Raw genomic sequence first — 17,280 nt, forward strand, 5'->3', positions numbered from 1 at the left:
ACTGCATCCAAGCCTCCGTAGCGTTTCTTCCAATTGTAAAAAGTAGCCTGGCTAATCCCTAATTTGCGGCAGACTTCTTCCACTGCAACTGTCTCTGACTGTTTAAGCGCAAATATGATCTGCGCCTCGGTGAATTTTGACCTTTTCATGGGCAATTTTTTCAGATTTAAGGTAAGAAAATTTGCCCCGAAATTTCCAATTTACACCGCTACATTTTTTCGGGGAGACGTCAATATACTAGTTCCCCCAGATAGCTTGATTGAATTCCATCTTTGAAAGTGTTTCTTTATATAATTTAATATGAGAATCTCGCTTTTGCAACATTGAAATTTTAAGTGCTTGTTTTTCTGTTTCTATTGCTTTGGATCTATCTCCATATTTGTAAAGCACATTGGCATAAGTGTCTAAAAATTCAACAATACCTGGATTGTTGTTGACAACTTCTTTCATATAAGAACAAGCCTTTTTTAAAATCAATTTGTCATTGGACTTCTTTAAAATAAAATCAAATACAAAATTATTTATTTGGGAGGACTCAAAAATGTCCGGCTGGATACCATTTTTATCTATTTTTTCTGTTTGATAGAGTATGTATTTATGCCAGTATTTATTTGATTTATACCAATTAATTTTATTATTTAGTATAATATTTGATGCTGTATTGTGATCCCAATATTCTTCGATCTTATTTTTAAGAGTTAACCAATCTGGTTCTTTTGAGGTATATTCTCCTGACAACTTAATTAATGGGAATATGATGTCTGAGTTTGTAATGTATTCGATTATTTGATTAGAGACACCAGGTTGTTTTAGAATGCTATCTATTTCAATTTTATGATGATAAATATATTTGGTCAACGTGTCATTAACCTTAAAAAGAATTGGAAAATTGTTAATTAGCGTGAAGAAGTTCGGATCGAATTCTTGGGATAATATACGCTTTGTTGTGATTCTTTCCTTATATTGTTGTGCAATCTTAATAGATAGTGAGTCATCCTTTATTTTGAGGTTTTTAGGCGCAATTTTTACTAGTTCTTCTTCTGTTAATTCATTTTCTGATATTTTTTTGTCGGTCAATTGGCGATTTTTTTTTATGTCGTCAATACTCTTGCATTGTGTTATCATTTCTTGGACATTGAGATACCCTTCTTTTTTATCAATGATGGTGCCATTGGACTCAAGGAAAATAAAAGTTGGTAGAATCCTAATGTCATATAATTTCTTGAGTTTTGCTGCCATTTCATAAGTGGATTTAATTGATTCATTGTCCTTTAAGCTTGTGTCTATTTGTATTTTTAACGTTATGAAATTGCCATTTATATATGTAAATACGTCATGGTGAGTGTAGACTTCTTTTTCCATTTTTTTGCAAAGAGTACACCAAGTGGCATAAAAATCGAGCAATATATATTTTTTTTCTTTTTTAGCTATTTTTACAGCTTCTTCTATGCTTTGAGAATTAGCAAATTTTATTGAATTCGTTTGGGCAATCGAATTCATTTGGATTACCATAAATATTGCTATAGCAATTTTTTTTTGCATGTTAGACCTGTTTATCAAATTGTTTAGTATTAGTATCCAGGATTTTGAATGAGTTTACTGTTTTTGTTAATTTCACTATTAGGGATTGGATACAATTGTTTATAAGAAGCCCATATTCCTCCTTTAGATGTTTCTGCTGTGCGCATAGTTGAGTCCAAGCTTCTATTTCGTTTTAGGTCAAACCAACGATGTCCCCATTCTGTGAAAAGTTCAATTCTCCTTTCTTTCTGAATATTCATTCTTAATTCATTAACATCAGATGTAGTGATAGCAGGAAGCCCTGCTCTATTCCTTATAGCATTTAGATCATCTTTTGCGCCAGCCAGGTTGTTTTGCTCAAGTCTGCATTCAGCTCTTATTAGATATTGTTCAGCTAGTCTGAAAACTATGCAGTATTCGTTTATGCCAGTGTTGTTCGCGTCTATTTTATATTTTGCTGGGAAGTAATATGTTTTGGTGGAATCCGATATTTTTCCAATCCATTTTTTAAACCTTTGGTCGTTGCTTTCGAAGCTCGATTGTAAAGATGATGAAATTGCGAAGTATTTGTTGGGCGCTGTTCCGGGGGAGTTTGTTAGTAAAAATGTTGCACCTTCCAAGGTGTTATATCCCAGAACTACTGGTTGTAAAGACCAAATTGTTTCTTTACTATTCTTTTTAAAAACAGAGTCCAAACCTACTAGCTGAAAAAGAGATGTCTTGTTAATTATTTCGGTGGATGACATTTCTGCAGCAGCATAGTCTTTTGTGTAAAGTTGTGATCTAGCTAAGAGTGCCTCAGCGGCTGAATAATTGGGCCTAACTCTTTCTCCAGTACTACTTATTATATTGGCATCGGTATATGTATCGGTCAAGAGTGTTTTGGCAGTGTTGAGATCACTAATAATCTGTTTGTATACGCTTGATTCGGGTGCTCTCGGTAGGGATGTATTAATTTTATAGTCAGTTGTTAAAGGTAACGGAATATCTCCATAGAGATTTACTAAATAGAAAAAGTAGAACGCTCTTAGGAAATGCGCCTCACCTAATAGGTGTTGTTTTATGGAGGGGGTTAAGCTATTGCTTCGCGTAAGACCTTCTATCGATGCGTTTATTGTATAAAGAATTGGATAAAAGTTAATGAAGTAATTGTAGCCTCCCGAATTGGCATAATCTCCATTATAGGAATTTTGCCAGTAGTTGAGATAGCTGATTTGATTTAGATCGTACAATTGCAGATTATCCGCAGCTAGATCTTGAAGAAGAGATATTGAAATGGCATTGGCATTTGTGAATGAAGTTGTGTTCATCATCGTTGCATAAATGCCAGTTAAAACAGATGCAGCAGTTGCATCATATTGATATACATTCTCAGCATTCATACTAGTTGTTGGAGCTGCTATTTCTAAGAATTTTTTGCAACTCGGAAATATTAACAATATAACTGTTAATACAATGATTGGAGTTATATTTTGACTGTTTATTCTTTTCATGATTTTTCTATTAAAGTGTAATATTGGCGCCGATAGTTATTACTCGTAATGGAGGAAGCGTGCCTATATAAGTTACTTCTGGGTCAATTCCAAAGAATTTGCTTATCGTTAACAGATTTTGTCCCTGCAGAAATATTTTCGCATAGTTGACTTTAATTTTTTTCAACCATTGGTTTGGGATGGAATACGAGAGACATGCTGATCTGAGTTTTATATACGATGCGTCTTCATATGCAGCTGTGCTAAGTGCCAGGGAGTAATATGAAATGTTTGGGTTTCCTGCCTTTTGATAGGTGGTATTATCGCCTGGAGAATGCCATCTGTCTGATACTGCCGTGGGCATGTTCGACATTGATCCAGGGGCATTTAATGCAGTTATTCGTTGAGTTGGTCCGATTTGCTTGACAAACTGAAAGGTAAAATCCAATGTGATACCTTTGAAGCTGAGAGTATTAGTTATACCTCCATAGTATTTCGGATTTATATCCATAAGCTGAGTACGGTCTTTGACGTAGTTAGGGCTGGATGTTGTTTTCCCGTCTTGAGTAAGATATTGATATGATCCGGTTTGAGGGTTTACGCCTAAGAATTGATAAACCCTCATTATATTCACAGGGCGCCCTATTACATAGCTGCTAGCTAGTGGGCTACTTTGAAGGCTATCGAATTTTATTAGTTTGTTTTGCTGTATAGTTAAGTTCGCGGATATGTTCCAGGTTAGTTTTTTCTGTTTTAATGGCGTAACATCAACCTGTAACTCAAATCCTTTATTTTGTATTGTTGCTTCTATATTTTTATTGATTCCTGAAAATCCTGTGACTAATCCCAACGGATAGTTAACCAATTGATTGGAAGAACGGTTGATATAATAGTTCGCACTTAGGAATATCCGGTTGTCAAGAAAGCCAAGATCTAATCCCACGTTTGTTTTTTTGGTTAATTCCCATTGCAGATATGGATTTGATAGGCGGGTTGATTGCAAGCCGACAGCCTGTTGATACGGTATTGTAACAGGAATGCTATTGTAAAGTGCCAAATATAGGTAGTCCTGTATTTGGTCATTTCCGGTAGTGCCATATGAGAGTCTAAGCTTTCCTAAGCTTAGTAAAGAGCCTCCTTTGAATATACTTTCTTCGCTAAAAATCCAAGCTCCGGCGAGTGAATAAAAGTTTGCAAATCTATTGGCAGTTCCAAATCGGGTACTACCATCGCGCCTACCTGCTAGTGTTAGTAAATATTTATCATGAAGGTTGTATGACAGACGGCTAAATGCTCCGTTATATCGGTATGTAGTTTCGAACAGTGAATTTATGACAATTAATGGCGCTGCCTGAATGTTTTGGAGCTGTGCGTCATTACTGAACCCTCCGCCTGCGGTTTCTAACGCGTAGTTTTTAGTTTGTTGAAAGGAACTGCCAAGTAGAATGTCAAATCGGCCTATGTTAAGTGATTTGGAGTACTTTAATTGTGGTTCTATTATCCAAGATGTAGAGTATTTGTTTGCCAACGCTGCTGATCTTTGATTGGCGACTGTATTAGGATTAAATGCAGCCTGTGGTGTAATACTTGTCTCGTTTGATTGGAGCCTGTTGTATCCTAATGTAACATTTAGATCTAGTCCTGGAAATATACTATATCCTATGTTTGAACTTGCCGTAAGATTGTTGGTACTTCCTTTAAATTTTCGTAGTAGATAGTTTAACGGGTTGTTAAATGTGTATATCGATGTTCCTGGAATATTACCCCAGTTAAGTGTTCCATCGTCATTATATAACGAAGGTGCGTTAGGGGCGAGGGTTAAGGCAGCCTTCATTAAGTCAACTGTGGCTAACGTGATGTCATCCTGTAGATAGGTTCCAGAAAAGTTTAGTTTGAACCTTTGGTTTTTAGAACGATGATTAAGATTAAAATGTGCATTCCCCTTGATATCTGCAAAGTCTCCAGGATATACAGTGGTTTCTTTTAAATACCCACCACCTATTCTGAATTGCGTATTTTCACTGCCTCCAGATACCGCAGCTTGTAGATTTGTAAATGTTGCTGTTCCGCCAACAAGCACCTTTTGCCAATCTGTATAACGGTTTGGATCCCAGGTTCCATTGATGTCGTAATCACTTTGCAATATTGGTGCGTTATCATTTTTCTTTCCCTCCAAACGTAGAGCTATATAATCTTTTGTATTTAACATGTTTAATTCTTTGGGCACCTTCCCCCATCCTGTTTGGAGATTGAAATCAACTTTGGTATTACCCATTTTCCCTTTTTTTGTTGTTATTAGTATTGCGCCGTTAGCAGCTCGTGATCCATAGATGGCAGTGGCATCGGCGTCTTTAAGGATTGAAACACTCTCTATATCGCTGGGATTGATATACGTCAAAGTACTCCCATAACTACCAACTATTGCACCACCTATAATTGATGATCCGATAAGCTGTGGTGGGTATGGGACGCCATCGACAACAAAAAATGGGGCAGTTCCCTGTGCAAGGCTATTTATCCCTTGGATGTTTACGTTTACATTCCCTGCCGATATTCCTGTAGTTTGTCGAATAAACAAACCAGGTACTCTTCCTTGTAATGCCAGTAGTGGATTTGATACTGGTTGTTTCTCGATAGTCTCTGCATCCACCGTTGCAATATTTCCTGTACTGGTCCGCTTCGTCGTCGTCCCATACGCAATCACCTGCACCTGGTCCAACGCCGTGTTCATCTGCTTCAGCACCACGTCTATCTCCCCATGCGCCGCCTTCACTTCTTTAGTAAGGTACCCAATGTAGCTAAACACTAATGTCGCAGCGGCGTTTGTTTTGAGATTGTAACTACCATCAGGGTTGGTCACAGTACCTGTTCCGCCACCTTTCACCCGAATGCTTACTCCGACAAGCGGCAGCCCTTTATCATCCACTACTTTCCCCTGCACATACACCACCTTCGTCGAATCCGGACCTCCATTATCAAACGTGAGAAAATCAGCGCCGGAAAGATTGTTAAGCCTTCTGCGCGTAACAACAATAACTTCATTCTGTATAGTATAGGTGAAGGGCTGATTTTCGAATATTTTATCCAGGGCTTCGTGTATGGAGGTAGCGGAAAGATTGAGGTTTACCGGTTTGGTATCGGTAAGGTTGTCGGTTTCTATGAAGAAGGAATATCCGCTTTGAAGCCGGATGGACTGGAGCACTTCTCTCAGTGGCATGTCTCTTACCGTAAGTGATATCCGTTGTGAATAAACGCTGGCAGTTACCTGAAAACTCAATAAAACCAACAATGCGATTAATTTCATAGCCACTATGATTTTGAGGGCTTTAGCGCCCTTACGGGTGGGGATTTTCCGCAAAGAAAAATCCATCCCCACGTTGGTGGGTACATTATAATCCATATCTTTGTGTGGTTGAAAATTGTGAAAAAATTGTTAGAGCAAGATTTTTTACATGTTCAATTCCGCCGGGAGTGTTGGTAGCACTTCCGGTTTTTTGTTTTTAATAAACTATTTGGTTGATGGTTACTGTACGTTGATTTTCCTACCGTTGATACTAAACTTCAGCTTACTACTCATTTCAATGATTTTGATCACTTCCAGTAGATTTAGATTCCTCGGGATTTCTGCATCAAATCGTTTGTTCGGAAGGTTGTTGTTGTAGGTGAAATCTACATCGTACCATCGGCCAATTTGGTCCAAAACTTCTTTTAGCGGGGTACTGTTAAATACAAACAATCCATCTTTCCAGGCTATGACGTCTTCTGCGTTGACTTTCCTGACTTCTACATTATTTCCTTGGAGTATTGCCTGTTGACCAGGCCTGAGTGGGTGAGGAGTGGATGAAGAGAGGGGCGTGATTTCCACACTTCCCTCCGCCAGGGTGGTGATGTCTGGCTGATGGAGATAACAGCATACATTGAAATGTGTGCCGGTCACCTTAATATTCTGTTGTGGGCTGGAAACTAAAAAAGGTTGCTGGTGGTTCTTAGCCACTTCGAAATAAGCTTCGCCGATCAATTTTACCTGCCGGGTAGCACCTGTGAAAGGTACAGGGTACGTTAAACTACTTTCTGCGTTCAGAAAAACTTTCGACCCATCAGGAAGGACCACCTGGTACTGGCCACCACGAGGGGTAGTGATGGTGTTGTACACAGGCCGGTCTCCTGAGGTAGAGCCAAAAGGTTGCTTTTTATTCAATACATAATCCAAGATGCCGGAGCTGTTATGTTGAGCAGTTACACCCGGTGCCGCCTGAATACTGTCTGGCTGGTCCCCCAGGGGAATCTGACGGCCGTCGGAAAGGGTCAGCATCGCTTTGCTGCTGCCGGGATGGACGGCGGCCATCATTTTCTCCTGCGGAGGTGCCGGTGTGCTCGTTTGCATATACAAGGTATAGGACAAAACAGAAATAAACGTTGCTGCCGCCGCCATCAGGTACCAGAGCCCATAAGACTTGCTGCCACCCAGGCCCAGACTGGCCCATATTTTTCGTTTGATAAGATCATAGTCCACATTGGTGGGTGCCGGTTCCTGCCGCTCGCAGAGATCACGGTACCAGTCCTCTACCAGCGCCCGCTCCTCCGGTGTGCAATCACCCCGCTCCACCCGCTCCAATAAATCTTTGGTTTCCTGGTCGCTCATACAAAGTTTTAGTTAGATGGTATACATTCACATGGACAATCCGATCAAACATTCACTACTTATTATTACGCACTATTAAATCGTCAGTTGAATGGAGATTATTAAATCTTTAACTTTTTGTAAACGATGCAAATTTTTTTTACAAGTAGTTTAGAATTCGGCTAAAAGTAACTCAGCTTCGTCCGCAATATCCGGATCGCATTATGGATCTGTTTACGCACGGTTTCTGTAGAAGTGCTGGTCCTTTCAGCGATCGTCTTGTAATCGCAATGCTGCTTACGACTCAGTTCAAACGTCAGCCGCATCCGCTCCGGTAGCCGGGATATCTCCATCTCTATCTGCCGCTGTAACTCCCGCTCCCGCACCTGTACATCGGTATATTCCACGGCGCATACATGGTTCTTCAAAGAAGCGAGGTACTTCTCCCTTACCTTCTCCCGGCGATAGTCATTAATGATCCGGTTACGGACGGTCGTATATAATAATAACCGCAAGGGTATCGCTTCCTGGATACGGCCATGTTTGATCAACGAATGAAACGTTTCCTGCACCACGTCCTGCGAGGCACACTCATCACGCAACATCCGTAACGCATGGCGGTACAGAACGGCCCAGTATCGATTGTAAATCTCGGTGAAACATTCAACGTTGCCCTCATTATAACCGGCAACCAGGTCACTGTCACTTAATTCATGGTAGGTCATATAAATAACAGGTTGAAGTGGCAAAGAATAAAACAAATAAATGGCGCCACTTATACAGAAGGAACGACTATAAAAAAAAGCTGGTTGTAAGTCATTTGTTAATCCGCAAAAAGCGTAGGGTTATTTAGTAAACTATAAACGAGGAAGCATGAGGCATAAAGAAAGAAAACCAGCCATCATGGCTGGTTTTGTCAAAAAAGAAAAAGTCGGCTAATCGGTCGGAACCAACGCGTTTTTAGTAACGATATACCGGAACCACACCACACCGGAACGGAAAGTCTGCATCTTAAACAGATCCAAAGCTACCTTTTCCATGCCTTCGCGGAACAAGGGCACGCCCTGACCCAGTACGACCGGATGCACCCATAAATGATACTCGTCCACCAGGTTCAGGGCTGTCAGCGCGGCTACCAGCTGACCGCTGCCATATACCAGGATGTTTTTCTCCTGCCCCGGCCGCGGCTGCTTTAAAGTGGCCACCACCCGGCGTAAATCTCCTTTTACCTGCCGGCTGTTATTCCAGGATAGCTCGGTCAGCGTCCGGGAATACACTAGCTTCTGACAGGTATTCAGCATCACGGCATGGGCAATGTCATCCCTGGGGAAAAAGGTGTCAATTTCTACCTCCCTCCAGTAAGATGCCATGGCTTCATAGGTGTTCCTTCCCAGCAACAGCGTGTCCGCCTGCGCCAGGTCCCTGGTGAGCTTTTCTGCCATGTCAGATCCCCAGCTGGCGAAATGCCAGTCCAGCTCCTGCCGGGAACCGGACATAAACCCGTCCAGCGAAATGTTCATGGATACGATCAGTTTTCTCATAGGCTGTTGATACCACAACTACATGGCTATTTTCCATCAAAGGCATTTTGTAAGGCCTGCATGTCGAGTTTTTTCATACCCATCATGGCCTGCATGGCACGGGCTGCTTTGTCGCGCTCGGGAGAACCCAGCAAACGCCCCAGCAACGTAGGCACTACCTGCCAGGAAACGCCGAATTTATCCTTCAGCCAGCCGCATTGCCCTTCGGCGCCGCCGTCGGCGGTCAGGTTATTCCAGTAATGATCTACCTCATCGGCGGTCTCACAGGAAATCACAAAGGAAACGGCTTCGTTAAAGGTAAAATAAGGCCCGCCATTCAATGCTATAAAATGAAGGCCCTCCAAACGGAAGGTGGCGGTCATCAAAGTGCCTTCGGGTAAAGGCGCACCGGCGGTATACCGGCTGATATCACCTATCTCGGCATCCTTAAAAATACCTTTGTAAAAGTGAATAGCTTCTTCCGCATTGTTGTTAAACCACAGAAAAGGTGTAATTTTTTGTTCGTTTTTCATAATCTTGCATTTGTGACTTCAAAGGTACCCTGCCATCCGCTTCGTGAAGGGGTGGTGTAGAGACATTCAATGGGTAGTTTGCGACTTTTTATACGATTAAATTCCCCCGGTTATATGAAACACGTTTCTATCCTCGTGCTCAACGACGCTGTAATGGCCAGTATTGTAGATCCCCACATGATGCTTTCCGGTGTAAATGGCTTTCTGGCAGATGCGGGTAGACTGCCGGCTTTTAAAATTCAATTGCTGGGCCTGACGCCACTCGTGAAACAATACAACGGTATCTTCAGCGTCCATACTGATAAAATGCTGAAAGAGGTAAAACGCACGGACCTCGTGATTATTCCCGCTATAGAAGGAGATTTTGAAGCTACTTTATATAAGAACCGGGAATTTATCCCCTGGATTATCCGACAATATAAAGAAAATGGAGCAGATGTGGCCAGTCTTTGTTCCGGCGCTTTTGTGTTAGCGGCTACCGGCTTGCTCGACGGACGTGAATGCTCCAGCCATTGGGCGTCGGCCAACCTGTTCCGGCAACTATTCCCTGATGTGACGCTGGTCAACGGCCGCATTGTGACGGAGCAGCAGGGGCTCTACTCCAGCGGCGGCGCCAACTCTTACTGGAACCTGCTGCTACACCTGGTGGAGAAATATGTGGACCGGGAAACGGCGATCATGGCGTCTAAAGTATATGCGTTGGATATAGACCGCACCAGCCAATCGCCCTTCACCATGTTCAGCGGACAAAAGAAACATGAAGACGCGCCCATCCGCCAGGCACAGGAATATATTGAAGCCAATATCCACCAGCGTATCTCGGTGGAAGAACTGTCGGACCGCTTTGCCATCGGGCGCCGCCATTTTGTACGCCGCTTTAAAAAGGCGACGGACAATACGCCACTGGAATACATCCAGCGGGTACGCATGGAAGCGGCCAAAAAGAAACTGGAAACCAGCCGCATGAACGTCAATGAAGTGATGTACGAAGTGGGATACTCCGATAGTAAAGCCTTCCGGAGCATCTTCAAAAAACTGACCGGTATGCTGCCCGCCGATTACCGGCAAAAATATAACAAGGAAGGCGCTGTGGAAATCAGCCGCCGTTAGCATCTCTAAGAACATGACGACACCATTGGGCAGCGGCACTTTCCTGGGCAAAAACAGGGTCAATTACCATCTCTCAGGGATTATACTGTCAGAAACAGTGTACCATACGGCGGTATCGGAGGACTGGCACTATCACGCCAATCCGCATTGTTCCCTGGTACTGGAAGGCGGCAACCTGGAACACCGCCGGCATAGCGAACGGGAAGTGCTGCCCGGAACATTGGTCCGCTATGCTGCCGGGGAAATACATCGCAATGAACAAACCCTGCATCCGTCGCGTAATCTTAATCTGGAAATAGAACCCGGTTTTCTCAAAAAGTATGAGTTGACCGAAACAACCTGGAATACCCTGCCGGCTCATGATCTGCAACTGGCTATCCTGAAACTGTACCGGGAATGTGCCCTGGAGCCGCAACAAAATACCCTCGCTCACGCTATCTTGCTACAACACTGGGGCACACGGGTCAAAGCGGGCCTGGGTACCCCTGCCTGGGTGCAGCAGCTGCGCCAGTTACTGCACGATCAGTGGGATGCGCCCCTGTCGCTCGACAGCCTGGCGGCTGAAATGAATATGCATCCGGTGTCTCTCTCCAAATATTTCCCCCTCTATTTTCATGACACCCTGGGGGCATATCTCCGGAAAATAAAAGTGGCTAAATCACTGGCCCTTGTGCGTAATAAAAAACATTCGCTGACCAGTATCGCGCTACAGTGCGGCTTCTTCGACCAAAGCCATTTTATCCGTTACTTTAAACAATACACCGGTTTTCTGCCTGGCGCCTTCCGGAAACTATAATTTTTCCCCTGACTAACGCTGTACAATTTTGGCTCCTGTGCCGATGCTAGCTTTACAGGATTAATCTATATCACATGAAAAAATACTATGCCTTTATGGCCGCTTGCCTGTGCCTGTCAACGGCCTACGGACAAACCATATCTCCTGCTGAAAAGCAGGCGGTGATCCGCCAATCGGCACAACTGCTGGAACAGCATTATGTATTTGCAGACAAAGGAAAAACACTGGCAGCTGCCCTGCGGCGACATGAAAAACAATTGTCAAAAGGTACGGACAGCGTAGGCACCTTTGCCCGTGCAGTCACCAGCCTGTTACAAACAACAGTGAAAGACGGGCATAACTACCTGCGCTACGACCCGGCTATGGTGAAGGAACTGGCGGCGCCATCGAAGGATACGGCGAAAGACCCTTTTCATTACGGTGAACGGGCCGCCCGGATGAACTATGGTTTTGCGGAAGTGAAAGTGTTACCGGGTACCATCGGGTATATCCGTTTGTCGGAGATCAATTTATCGCCGAAAAGCGTGGACCTGCTGAAAGCGGCCATGGTACTGGTGCAGCATACACAGGCGCTGATACTGGACCTGCGCGATAACGGCGGCGGTGGTAGCGAAATCGGTGCGGTGCTGGAGGGATATTTTGTAAAAGCAGGTACGCCGTTATTGTCAACGCAACAGCGGAATGGCGATACCATGTTGCTGAAAGCGGAGGCGTTAAGCGGCACAACAGCTTATCGGCGGCCTGTATACATACTGGTCAACAACCGGACGGCATCGGCAGCGGAAGCCATCACTTTTGAATTGCAACAACTGAAAAGGGCAGTGGTAGTTGGTCAGCGTACGGCTGGCGCTGCCCATATGAACGATTGGTTGCCGGCGGGAGAGCGTTTTTACCTGTCGGTAGCCAGCGCCGCGCCGGTATTTCCGGGCACAGACCGTAACTGGGAACTGACCGGTGTACAACCGGATATCCCGACTACCAGCCGGGAAGAAGATCTACCGGTGGTATTGCGGCTGATAGAAAAGGACCACGATACCGCAGGAAAATGAAGTGGCCTGCATCAGTTTCATAGGTAACTGTTTTTCCAGCAGATGGAAGATAGGCAACCCTTTACCGATAGCGATGGGATTGACGAAGAGATGGAATTCATCCACGAGTCCTTCCTGTATGAGGGTAGCCGCCAGACTGCCGCCACCATAGGTGATCATATCCCCTCCGGGAGATTTTTTCAGCAGGAATACTTCCTCCGCCAGGTCCTCATTGATGAGTGCTGTGTTGGTCCAGCCATGGTCAGTTTGGGTACGGGAGAATACTACCTTAGGGAGATCATTAACGCGGTGCGTGTAGGCGTCTGCGATATCTGCATCGCCGGCACGGGCGGCCCAGGCGGGCAACATGTGGTCTGCGGTTTTGCGGCCCATCAGTATCAGGTCTACCGGCTCCGTGAGCGCCAGTGCATAGCTTTTCAGCGGCTCGTCCCAGTCCCGGACGAGCCAGCTGGTATCTCCCTGGGCATCGGCAACGAAGCCATCTATACTCACCTGCATTTGAAGGATCAGCTTTCTCATGGTTATTCTTTTGGAGGATGCTGATACAAACTTACAGGTTAAAAAGATTTTTGACCGGGGGTGAATCCGTCAAAATAACACGTATTGCCGGTGATAGGTAGTGAATGGTATGAGCGTATCCATGATGGGCAGTGGCCGGATCGGGATGATGGTATCCTGGTGATAGGTGGGCCGGTCTTCGCCGTCATAAGGCTCCTGTTTATGAATGTAGCGGCCGGTAGAGAGATTGTACTCGTCGCTGATGATGAGGCCCTGTCCGTCTGATTCACTGCGGCTGTAGCCGATTAATTCGAAACGCTGGTTCTGATAACGATAGAGGTACTCCACCATACCGCGCAACAATGAAATACTAACGGTGAGCACACCTTTATTGACCCTGATAGTATCGAAGGTGATACCATCATGCCGGTTATCACCGCCTTCCGGCAGGATAGCCTTGGTGGAAGTGGCTCCCAGACGGTATTGGCCATCGGGCTGGCCGAAAAATACCTGCAACCGGTAACCCTGCCAGGAAGTGGTGGTATCGTGCATGACCACTACAGAATCACTGATATTGTCTTTGTTAAGATCGCCGGTAGCGCGGGCGGAGAGAACGTTATAAACGGCGCCTCTTTCCTCAAAGTCCTCGTTATCATTAACGGCGGGTTCCATGCCGGAGGGCAGGGAGTCAACAACAGCACTGTCAACGGCGGAGCTCTCAACATGGGTACTGTCGATATGATCAACAGTATTGGACCGTAAATGACATCCGGTAGTAATCATCAGGTATATGGCGGGTAACCAAACAACCAGGGCAATGGGGCGAATCTTGTATCGGTTCATTGTATCAGAAAAAAATTGACTGAGGGCAAACTAATAAAAATAAATGATTCCGGCATTAGGGATGTTGCCGGAAGAAGTGGGTCCATTCTGTTTGTTTGGCCTGATGGTAGCCCCTTGCCGGTGTTGTTAAAAACTGAAAGGGAATCATTTTTTCATCACAGTGAGCTTTGATGGCGGCTACTTTCGCTTTTATATTCGGGATACCACCAAATGTTCTCCGGGTAAGACAAATCCGTTTGAGGTGAGGGAGTTTATCAATTTCGGAAATAACATCTGTCCATGCAGTCACCTTGTTATCGAGATAGTCATCCTGGTAGTTGGTGGCTTCGTCTACATCTACCGCGGAAATCACGTCAATGAAATCAATTTTATGTTTGGCCATGAAGGCCTTTTTTTCTTCTTTAGGCCTGCCTTTTAAAGATGTTTCCCCCAGGGCTACCGGAATCAGTGTCCAAAGGAAGTTTCTTTGTCTGCCGTAGAAGAAGTCAGCCAGGTTATTATCGGTATCCGGGTTAAAGGTCCCGATGATCAGCGTTTCCGTTTCCGGGTTTATCCGATGGTGTTTCATCCGGTGTGTTAGTATAGCCATCTGCGTTATTTATTTACTGATATACCTTCACCCAATCCACGATCATCTGCACCGGCAAATCATCCGGATTCACTTTCCCTACCCAGTTGCCACCCAGCTGCTGGTCTATCAGCAGATAGAAAGGCTGATCATAAGGCCACTGTGACGGATCTACGCCTTTTACCCTTGGGTAGGTGAATGTTTCCTTCCCGTTGAGGAGGAAAACAATTTTGTCCGGGTACCAGGAGATGCCGAATACATTGAACTCGCCGTTGCGCAGCGCTGCTGTCCCGCCATGAGGTGGTTTTTCCGTTTGTTTCAGGTCCAGCGTATAGTAGGAGTGGGTAGTTTGATAAATGATGCTATCATAGTTCAGGTGTTCCATGATATCGATTTCGCCGTTGCGAGGGTAAGCGCCGTATTTATCCGTTTCTGCCAGCATCCAGATAGCGGGCCAGGCGCCTTGTGCGCATTCCAGTTTAGCCCGGATTTCTACTTTTCCATACTGGAACGCAAATTTACCTTTTGTATAGATACCGCCGGTGAGAAAGGGGCGGGGATCTTTGGTGGTATCGGGGTTGTTGATACCACGCAGATACAGTTTACCATCCTTTAATGCATAACAGCGGTCGTCGCTGGTCATATGTTTTCCCCAGGCGGCATTGTTCGGTGGGATGCGGGTCCACTTGGTGGTATCCAGCGTATGCCCGTTGAAGTTATCCTCCCATACCAGCTTCCAGGGCTGCTGGGAGCGGCCTTCTTTTTGAATATACAGTCGTTGCTGTGCAGCTGTTTTACAGGCGATCATTCCTGTCAGCAGACAAAAAAGCGGAAGGATGTATTTCATGGTTCACTTTTAAATTTATGTTATGAGTTTCCGTTCTGTAAAAGTATAGTTTTTGTGAACTAAATAATCAGTAGTTTTAGAAAAGATGCCATTGAGCCCGTGTTTTTGCAGTGAACAATTTTGAGAAAAGTATACCTATTTTAAACATTTTCAGTACCCTATTATTTCCATAAAAACCCAAACATCCGTAACAATGAAAAAAGTTTCCCTGTCCGTCATGGCCATGGTATTGGCTTCCGCCTGCAGCAAAAACATGCAGGGCGATCTGAAAGAAAACGCTAACGGTGCCCTGTCCAACCAGTTTATCAGCGCGGCCCTGAGTACAGACACCGCCAACATCACTCTGAACTGGGGCATTACCTACCAGCGCATAGAAGGCTTCGGTGCTTTTGCCGGCCGCGCTACACCTTTCTTTGAATCACCGAAACGCGACAGTATCATGAAACAGCTCTGGGGCGCCGATGGCCTGCAGCTCAACATGGTCCGCGGTGAAGTGATGTACACCTATCCCTTCAACAAATCCGCCGGTACCGTTACGATCCAGCCTGCCGGTACAAGCATCGACATGGACGTGGCCAGCGCTGCCTACCAGGCGCTGACCAGCGACCAGAAAGCGCAGCTGTCGCAGTTATGGATACTGAAGAAACTGAAAGAGCGATACCAGGTTCCCATTATGTTTGCCAGCACCTGGACACCACCTTTATCTATGAAGAACAACACTTCCCAGGAGAGCGCCAAAAACTTCAATGGTCTTAATTACAGCTGCTGCTCTACAGACTTTGCCAACTATGTAGCCGGTTTTGCGAAAGCCTATCAAAATGAAGGTATCAACTTTTACGGTATCTCTCCCAGCAACGAACCTGAAAACGTGTTCTCCGACTGGGCTGCGTCGTACTGGACCGCCTCCCACCTGGGAGAATTCATCTCCAATAATCTGCGTCCTGCCCTCAACGCCAAAGGCCTGAATACCATGAAGATCATCTCTTCTGAAAATGCTGCCTGGGGTACGGCCAACAGCTTCCTGTCCGGTATGGATAAAAGCAACGTCGATATCCTGGCAGGTCATGGTTATGTAGAAATCGGAGATCTGATATTGGGTAAACGCGGTCTGAATCAAAATCCGCAAACATGGAACTACGCTACCGGCAACAGGCCGGTATGGATGACCGAAGCTTCCGACGACAGCGGCGTATACGACAACACCATGACCGGCGGTTTGAAACTGGCTGTCAATATGCACAAATTCCTGGCCGAATGTAACGTGAACGCCTATGTGTATTGGTTAGGTATGCTCGCCATCCGCAACAACGAATCACTGATCTGTACCAATGCCGACGGTTCACTGGATTATCCCAAAACCTACGATGTAATGGGGCAGTATTCCCGGTTTGTGCATGCCGGTTATTACCGTTTCAACTCGGCGCTGGCCAATAACGCTACGCTGAAAGTGTCTGCCTGGAAAGATCCGGTTACCGGCAAATTCAGTGTAGTAGTGGTGAATCCGGGCAGCTCCGAAACCCGCACCCGGATTAAGTTAGCCGGCTTCGCCAGCAGCCAGCTCACTTCTTTCCTGACAGCGGATAATACCACCGCTCACTGGCAGCAAAGCGCACCGGTTACCCCGCAGGCCGATGGTAGTTTTGTAGTGGTAGTGCCATCTGCCAGTGTGATTACTTTCACCGGAACGGCACAATAATATACTCATAAATGCCCGGGGGGTCAAAGCCCCCGGGCATTCATAACATCCTATCCCATGAAACCCCGGAATGTTAAAATCCGCTCATAACTCATCAATTTCAGGGCATGCTGTTAACCGATACTCCGTTAAATTCGTGATGTTGTTGTATGTAGAGCACAAAATCTGAGAAACTGACGCCTGTAATATCAACCAAATAAGAATCG

At 45.0% G+C, this 17,280-nt stretch carries 16 protein-coding genes; 4 read left to right on the forward strand and 12 right to left on the reverse strand.

Annotated features, from left to right (window positions below):
- The 8 genes from ICL07_RS27060 to ICL07_RS27095 form a co-directional block, all read right to left on the reverse strand.
- The coding region (locus ICL07_RS27060) for a transposase (RefSeq protein ID WP_188091200.1) at positions 1–149 on the reverse strand (149 nt) is incomplete at its 3' end.
- A gap of 88 nt (positions 150–237) precedes the next feature.
- Positions 238–1,542: a thioredoxin family protein gene (locus tag ICL07_RS27065; RefSeq protein WP_188091201.1), complete on the reverse strand. Its 1,305-nt coding sequence runs from the start codon at positions 1,540–1,542 to the stop codon at positions 238–240.
- 29 nt (positions 1,543–1,571) lie between these two features.
- Positions 1,572–3,014, reverse strand: a complete 1,443-nt coding sequence (locus ICL07_RS27070; RefSeq protein WP_188091202.1) for a RagB/SusD family nutrient uptake outer membrane protein — start codon at positions 3,012–3,014, stop codon at positions 1,572–1,574.
- A 10-nt stretch (positions 3,015–3,024) separates the two neighbouring features.
- The gene (locus ICL07_RS27075) at positions 3,025–6,393 is read right to left on the reverse strand and encodes a SusC/RagA family TonB-linked outer membrane protein (protein WP_188091203.1); all 3,369 of its coding nucleotides are present in this window, start codon (positions 6,391–6,393) and stop codon (positions 3,025–3,027) included.
- 123 nt (positions 6,394–6,516) lie between these two features.
- A complete protein-coding gene (locus tag ICL07_RS27080) occupies positions 6,517–7,635 on the reverse strand; it encodes a FecR family protein (protein ID WP_188091204.1) in 1,119 nt (372 codons plus the stop codon).
- Positions 7,636–7,796: 161 nt separating this feature from the next.
- Positions 7,797–8,339, reverse strand: a complete 543-nt coding sequence (locus ICL07_RS27085; RefSeq protein ID WP_188091205.1) for an RNA polymerase sigma factor — start codon at positions 8,337–8,339, stop codon at positions 7,797–7,799.
- A 210-nt stretch (positions 8,340–8,549) separates the two neighbouring features.
- On the reverse strand, positions 8,550–9,155 hold the full coding sequence (locus tag ICL07_RS27090; RefSeq protein WP_188091206.1) for a dihydrofolate reductase family protein: 606 nt from the start codon (positions 9,153–9,155) through the stop codon (positions 8,550–8,552).
- 26 nt (positions 9,156–9,181) lie between these two features.
- Complete coding sequence (locus ICL07_RS27095) at positions 9,182–9,667, reverse strand: VOC family protein (protein WP_188091207.1); 486 nt, start codon at positions 9,665–9,667, stop codon at positions 9,182–9,184.
- Positions 9,668–9,781: 114 nt separating this feature from the next.
- Here ICL07_RS27095 and ICL07_RS27100 point away from each other — a divergent pair, with 114 nt between their 5' ends.
- The 3 genes from ICL07_RS27100 (at position 9,782) to ICL07_RS27110 (ending at position 12,622) form a co-directional block, all read left to right on the forward strand.
- Complete coding sequence (locus ICL07_RS27100; protein ID WP_188091208.1) at positions 9,782–10,777, forward strand: GlxA family transcriptional regulator; 996 nt, start codon at positions 9,782–9,784, stop codon at positions 10,775–10,777.
- A gap of 13 nt (positions 10,778–10,790) precedes the next feature.
- Positions 10,791–11,573, forward strand: coding sequence for a helix-turn-helix transcriptional regulator (locus ICL07_RS27105; protein ID WP_188091209.1), 783 nt, complete (start codon positions 10,791–10,793; stop codon positions 11,571–11,573).
- Positions 11,574–11,647: 74 nt separating this feature from the next.
- Positions 11,648–12,622, forward strand: coding sequence for a S41 family peptidase (locus ICL07_RS27110; protein ID WP_188091210.1), 975 nt, complete (start codon positions 11,648–11,650; stop codon positions 12,620–12,622).
- On the opposite strand, the gene ICL07_RS27115 is transcribed toward ICL07_RS27110, so the two are convergent.
- The 4 genes from ICL07_RS27115 to ICL07_RS27130 form a co-directional block, all read right to left on the reverse strand.
- On the reverse strand, positions 12,569–13,141 hold the full coding sequence (locus ICL07_RS27115; RefSeq protein WP_188091211.1) for a dihydrofolate reductase family protein: 573 nt from the start codon (positions 13,139–13,141) through the stop codon (positions 12,569–12,571). The genes ICL07_RS27110 and ICL07_RS27115 overlap by 54 nt on opposite strands.
- 69 nt (positions 13,142–13,210) lie before the next feature.
- Positions 13,211–13,963: a hypothetical protein gene (locus ICL07_RS27120; RefSeq protein ID WP_188091212.1), complete on the reverse strand. Its 753-nt coding sequence runs from the start codon at positions 13,961–13,963 to the stop codon at positions 13,211–13,213.
- A 55-nt stretch (positions 13,964–14,018) separates the two neighbouring features.
- Positions 14,019–14,552: a uracil-DNA glycosylase family protein gene (locus tag ICL07_RS27125; RefSeq protein ID WP_188091213.1), complete on the reverse strand. Its 534-nt coding sequence runs from the start codon at positions 14,550–14,552 to the stop codon at positions 14,019–14,021.
- Between the two features lie 13 nt (positions 14,553–14,565).
- Positions 14,566–15,378, reverse strand: coding sequence for a glycoside hydrolase family 16 protein (locus ICL07_RS27130; RefSeq protein WP_188091214.1), 813 nt, complete (start codon positions 15,376–15,378; stop codon positions 14,566–14,568).
- Positions 15,379–15,571: 193 nt separating this feature from the next.
- On the opposite strand from ICL07_RS27130, the gene ICL07_RS27135 reads away from it, so the two are divergent.
- Positions 15,572–17,074, forward strand: coding sequence for a glycoside hydrolase (locus tag ICL07_RS27135; RefSeq protein WP_223152120.1), 1,503 nt, complete (start codon positions 15,572–15,574; stop codon positions 17,072–17,074).
- Positions 17,075–17,280 lie beyond the last annotated feature (206 nt).

It is taken from the genome of Chitinophaga qingshengii (genome assembly GCF_014529935.1).
GTDB lineage: Bacteria > Bacteroidota > Bacteroidia > Chitinophagales > Chitinophagaceae > Chitinophaga > Chitinophaga qingshengii.

Excerpts from the sequence above, each read along its gene's own strand:
- ICL07_RS27065 (WP_188091201.1), bottom strand. The coding sequence starts at position 1,542 with ATGCAAAAAAAAATTGCTATAGCAATATTTATGGTAATCCAAATGAAT.
- ICL07_RS27125 (WP_188091213.1), bottom strand. The coding sequence starts at position 14,552 with ATGGCTATACTAACACACCGGATGAAACACCATCGGATAAACCCGGAA.
- ICL07_RS27080 (WP_188091204.1), bottom strand. The coding sequence starts at position 7,635 with ATGAGCGACCAGGAAACCAAAGATTTATTGGAGCGGGTGGAGCGGGGT.
- ICL07_RS27090 (WP_188091206.1), bottom strand. The coding sequence starts at position 9,155 with ATGAGAAAACTGATCGTATCCATGAACATTTCGCTGGACGGGTTTATG.
- ICL07_RS27135 (WP_223152120.1), top strand. The coding sequence starts at position 15,572 with ATGAAAAAAGTTTCCCTGTCCGTCATGGCCATGGTATTGGCTTCCGCC.
- ICL07_RS27085 (WP_188091205.1), bottom strand. The coding sequence starts at position 8,339 with ATGACCTACCATGAATTAAGTGACAGTGACCTGGTTGCCGGTTATAAT.
- ICL07_RS27100 (WP_188091208.1), top strand. The coding sequence starts at position 9,782 with ATGAAACACGTTTCTATCCTCGTGCTCAACGACGCTGTAATGGCCAGT.
- ICL07_RS27110 (WP_188091210.1), top strand. The coding sequence starts at position 11,648 with ATGAAAAAATACTATGCCTTTATGGCCGCTTGCCTGTGCCTGTCAACG.
- ICL07_RS27120 (WP_188091212.1), bottom strand. The coding sequence starts at position 13,963 with ATGAACCGATACAAGATTCGCCCCATTGCCCTGGTTGTTTGGTTACCC.
- ICL07_RS27105 (WP_188091209.1), top strand. The coding sequence starts at position 10,791 with ATGACGACACCATTGGGCAGCGGCACTTTCCTGGGCAAAAACAGGGTC.
- ICL07_RS27075 (WP_188091203.1), bottom strand. The coding sequence starts at position 6,393 with ATGGATTATAATGTACCCACCAACGTGGGGATGGATTTTTCTTTGCGG.
- ICL07_RS27095 (WP_188091207.1), bottom strand. The coding sequence starts at position 9,667 with ATGAAAAACGAACAAAAAATTACACCTTTTCTGTGGTTTAACAACAAT.
- ICL07_RS27115 (WP_188091211.1), bottom strand. The coding sequence starts at position 13,141 with ATGAGAAAGCTGATCCTTCAAATGCAGGTGAGTATAGATGGCTTCGTT.
- ICL07_RS27130 (WP_188091214.1), bottom strand. The coding sequence starts at position 15,378 with ATGAAATACATCCTTCCGCTTTTTTGTCTGCTGACAGGAATGATCGCC.
- ICL07_RS27070 (WP_188091202.1), bottom strand. The coding sequence starts at position 3,014 with ATGAAAAGAATAAACAGTCAAAATATAACTCCAATCATTGTATTAACA.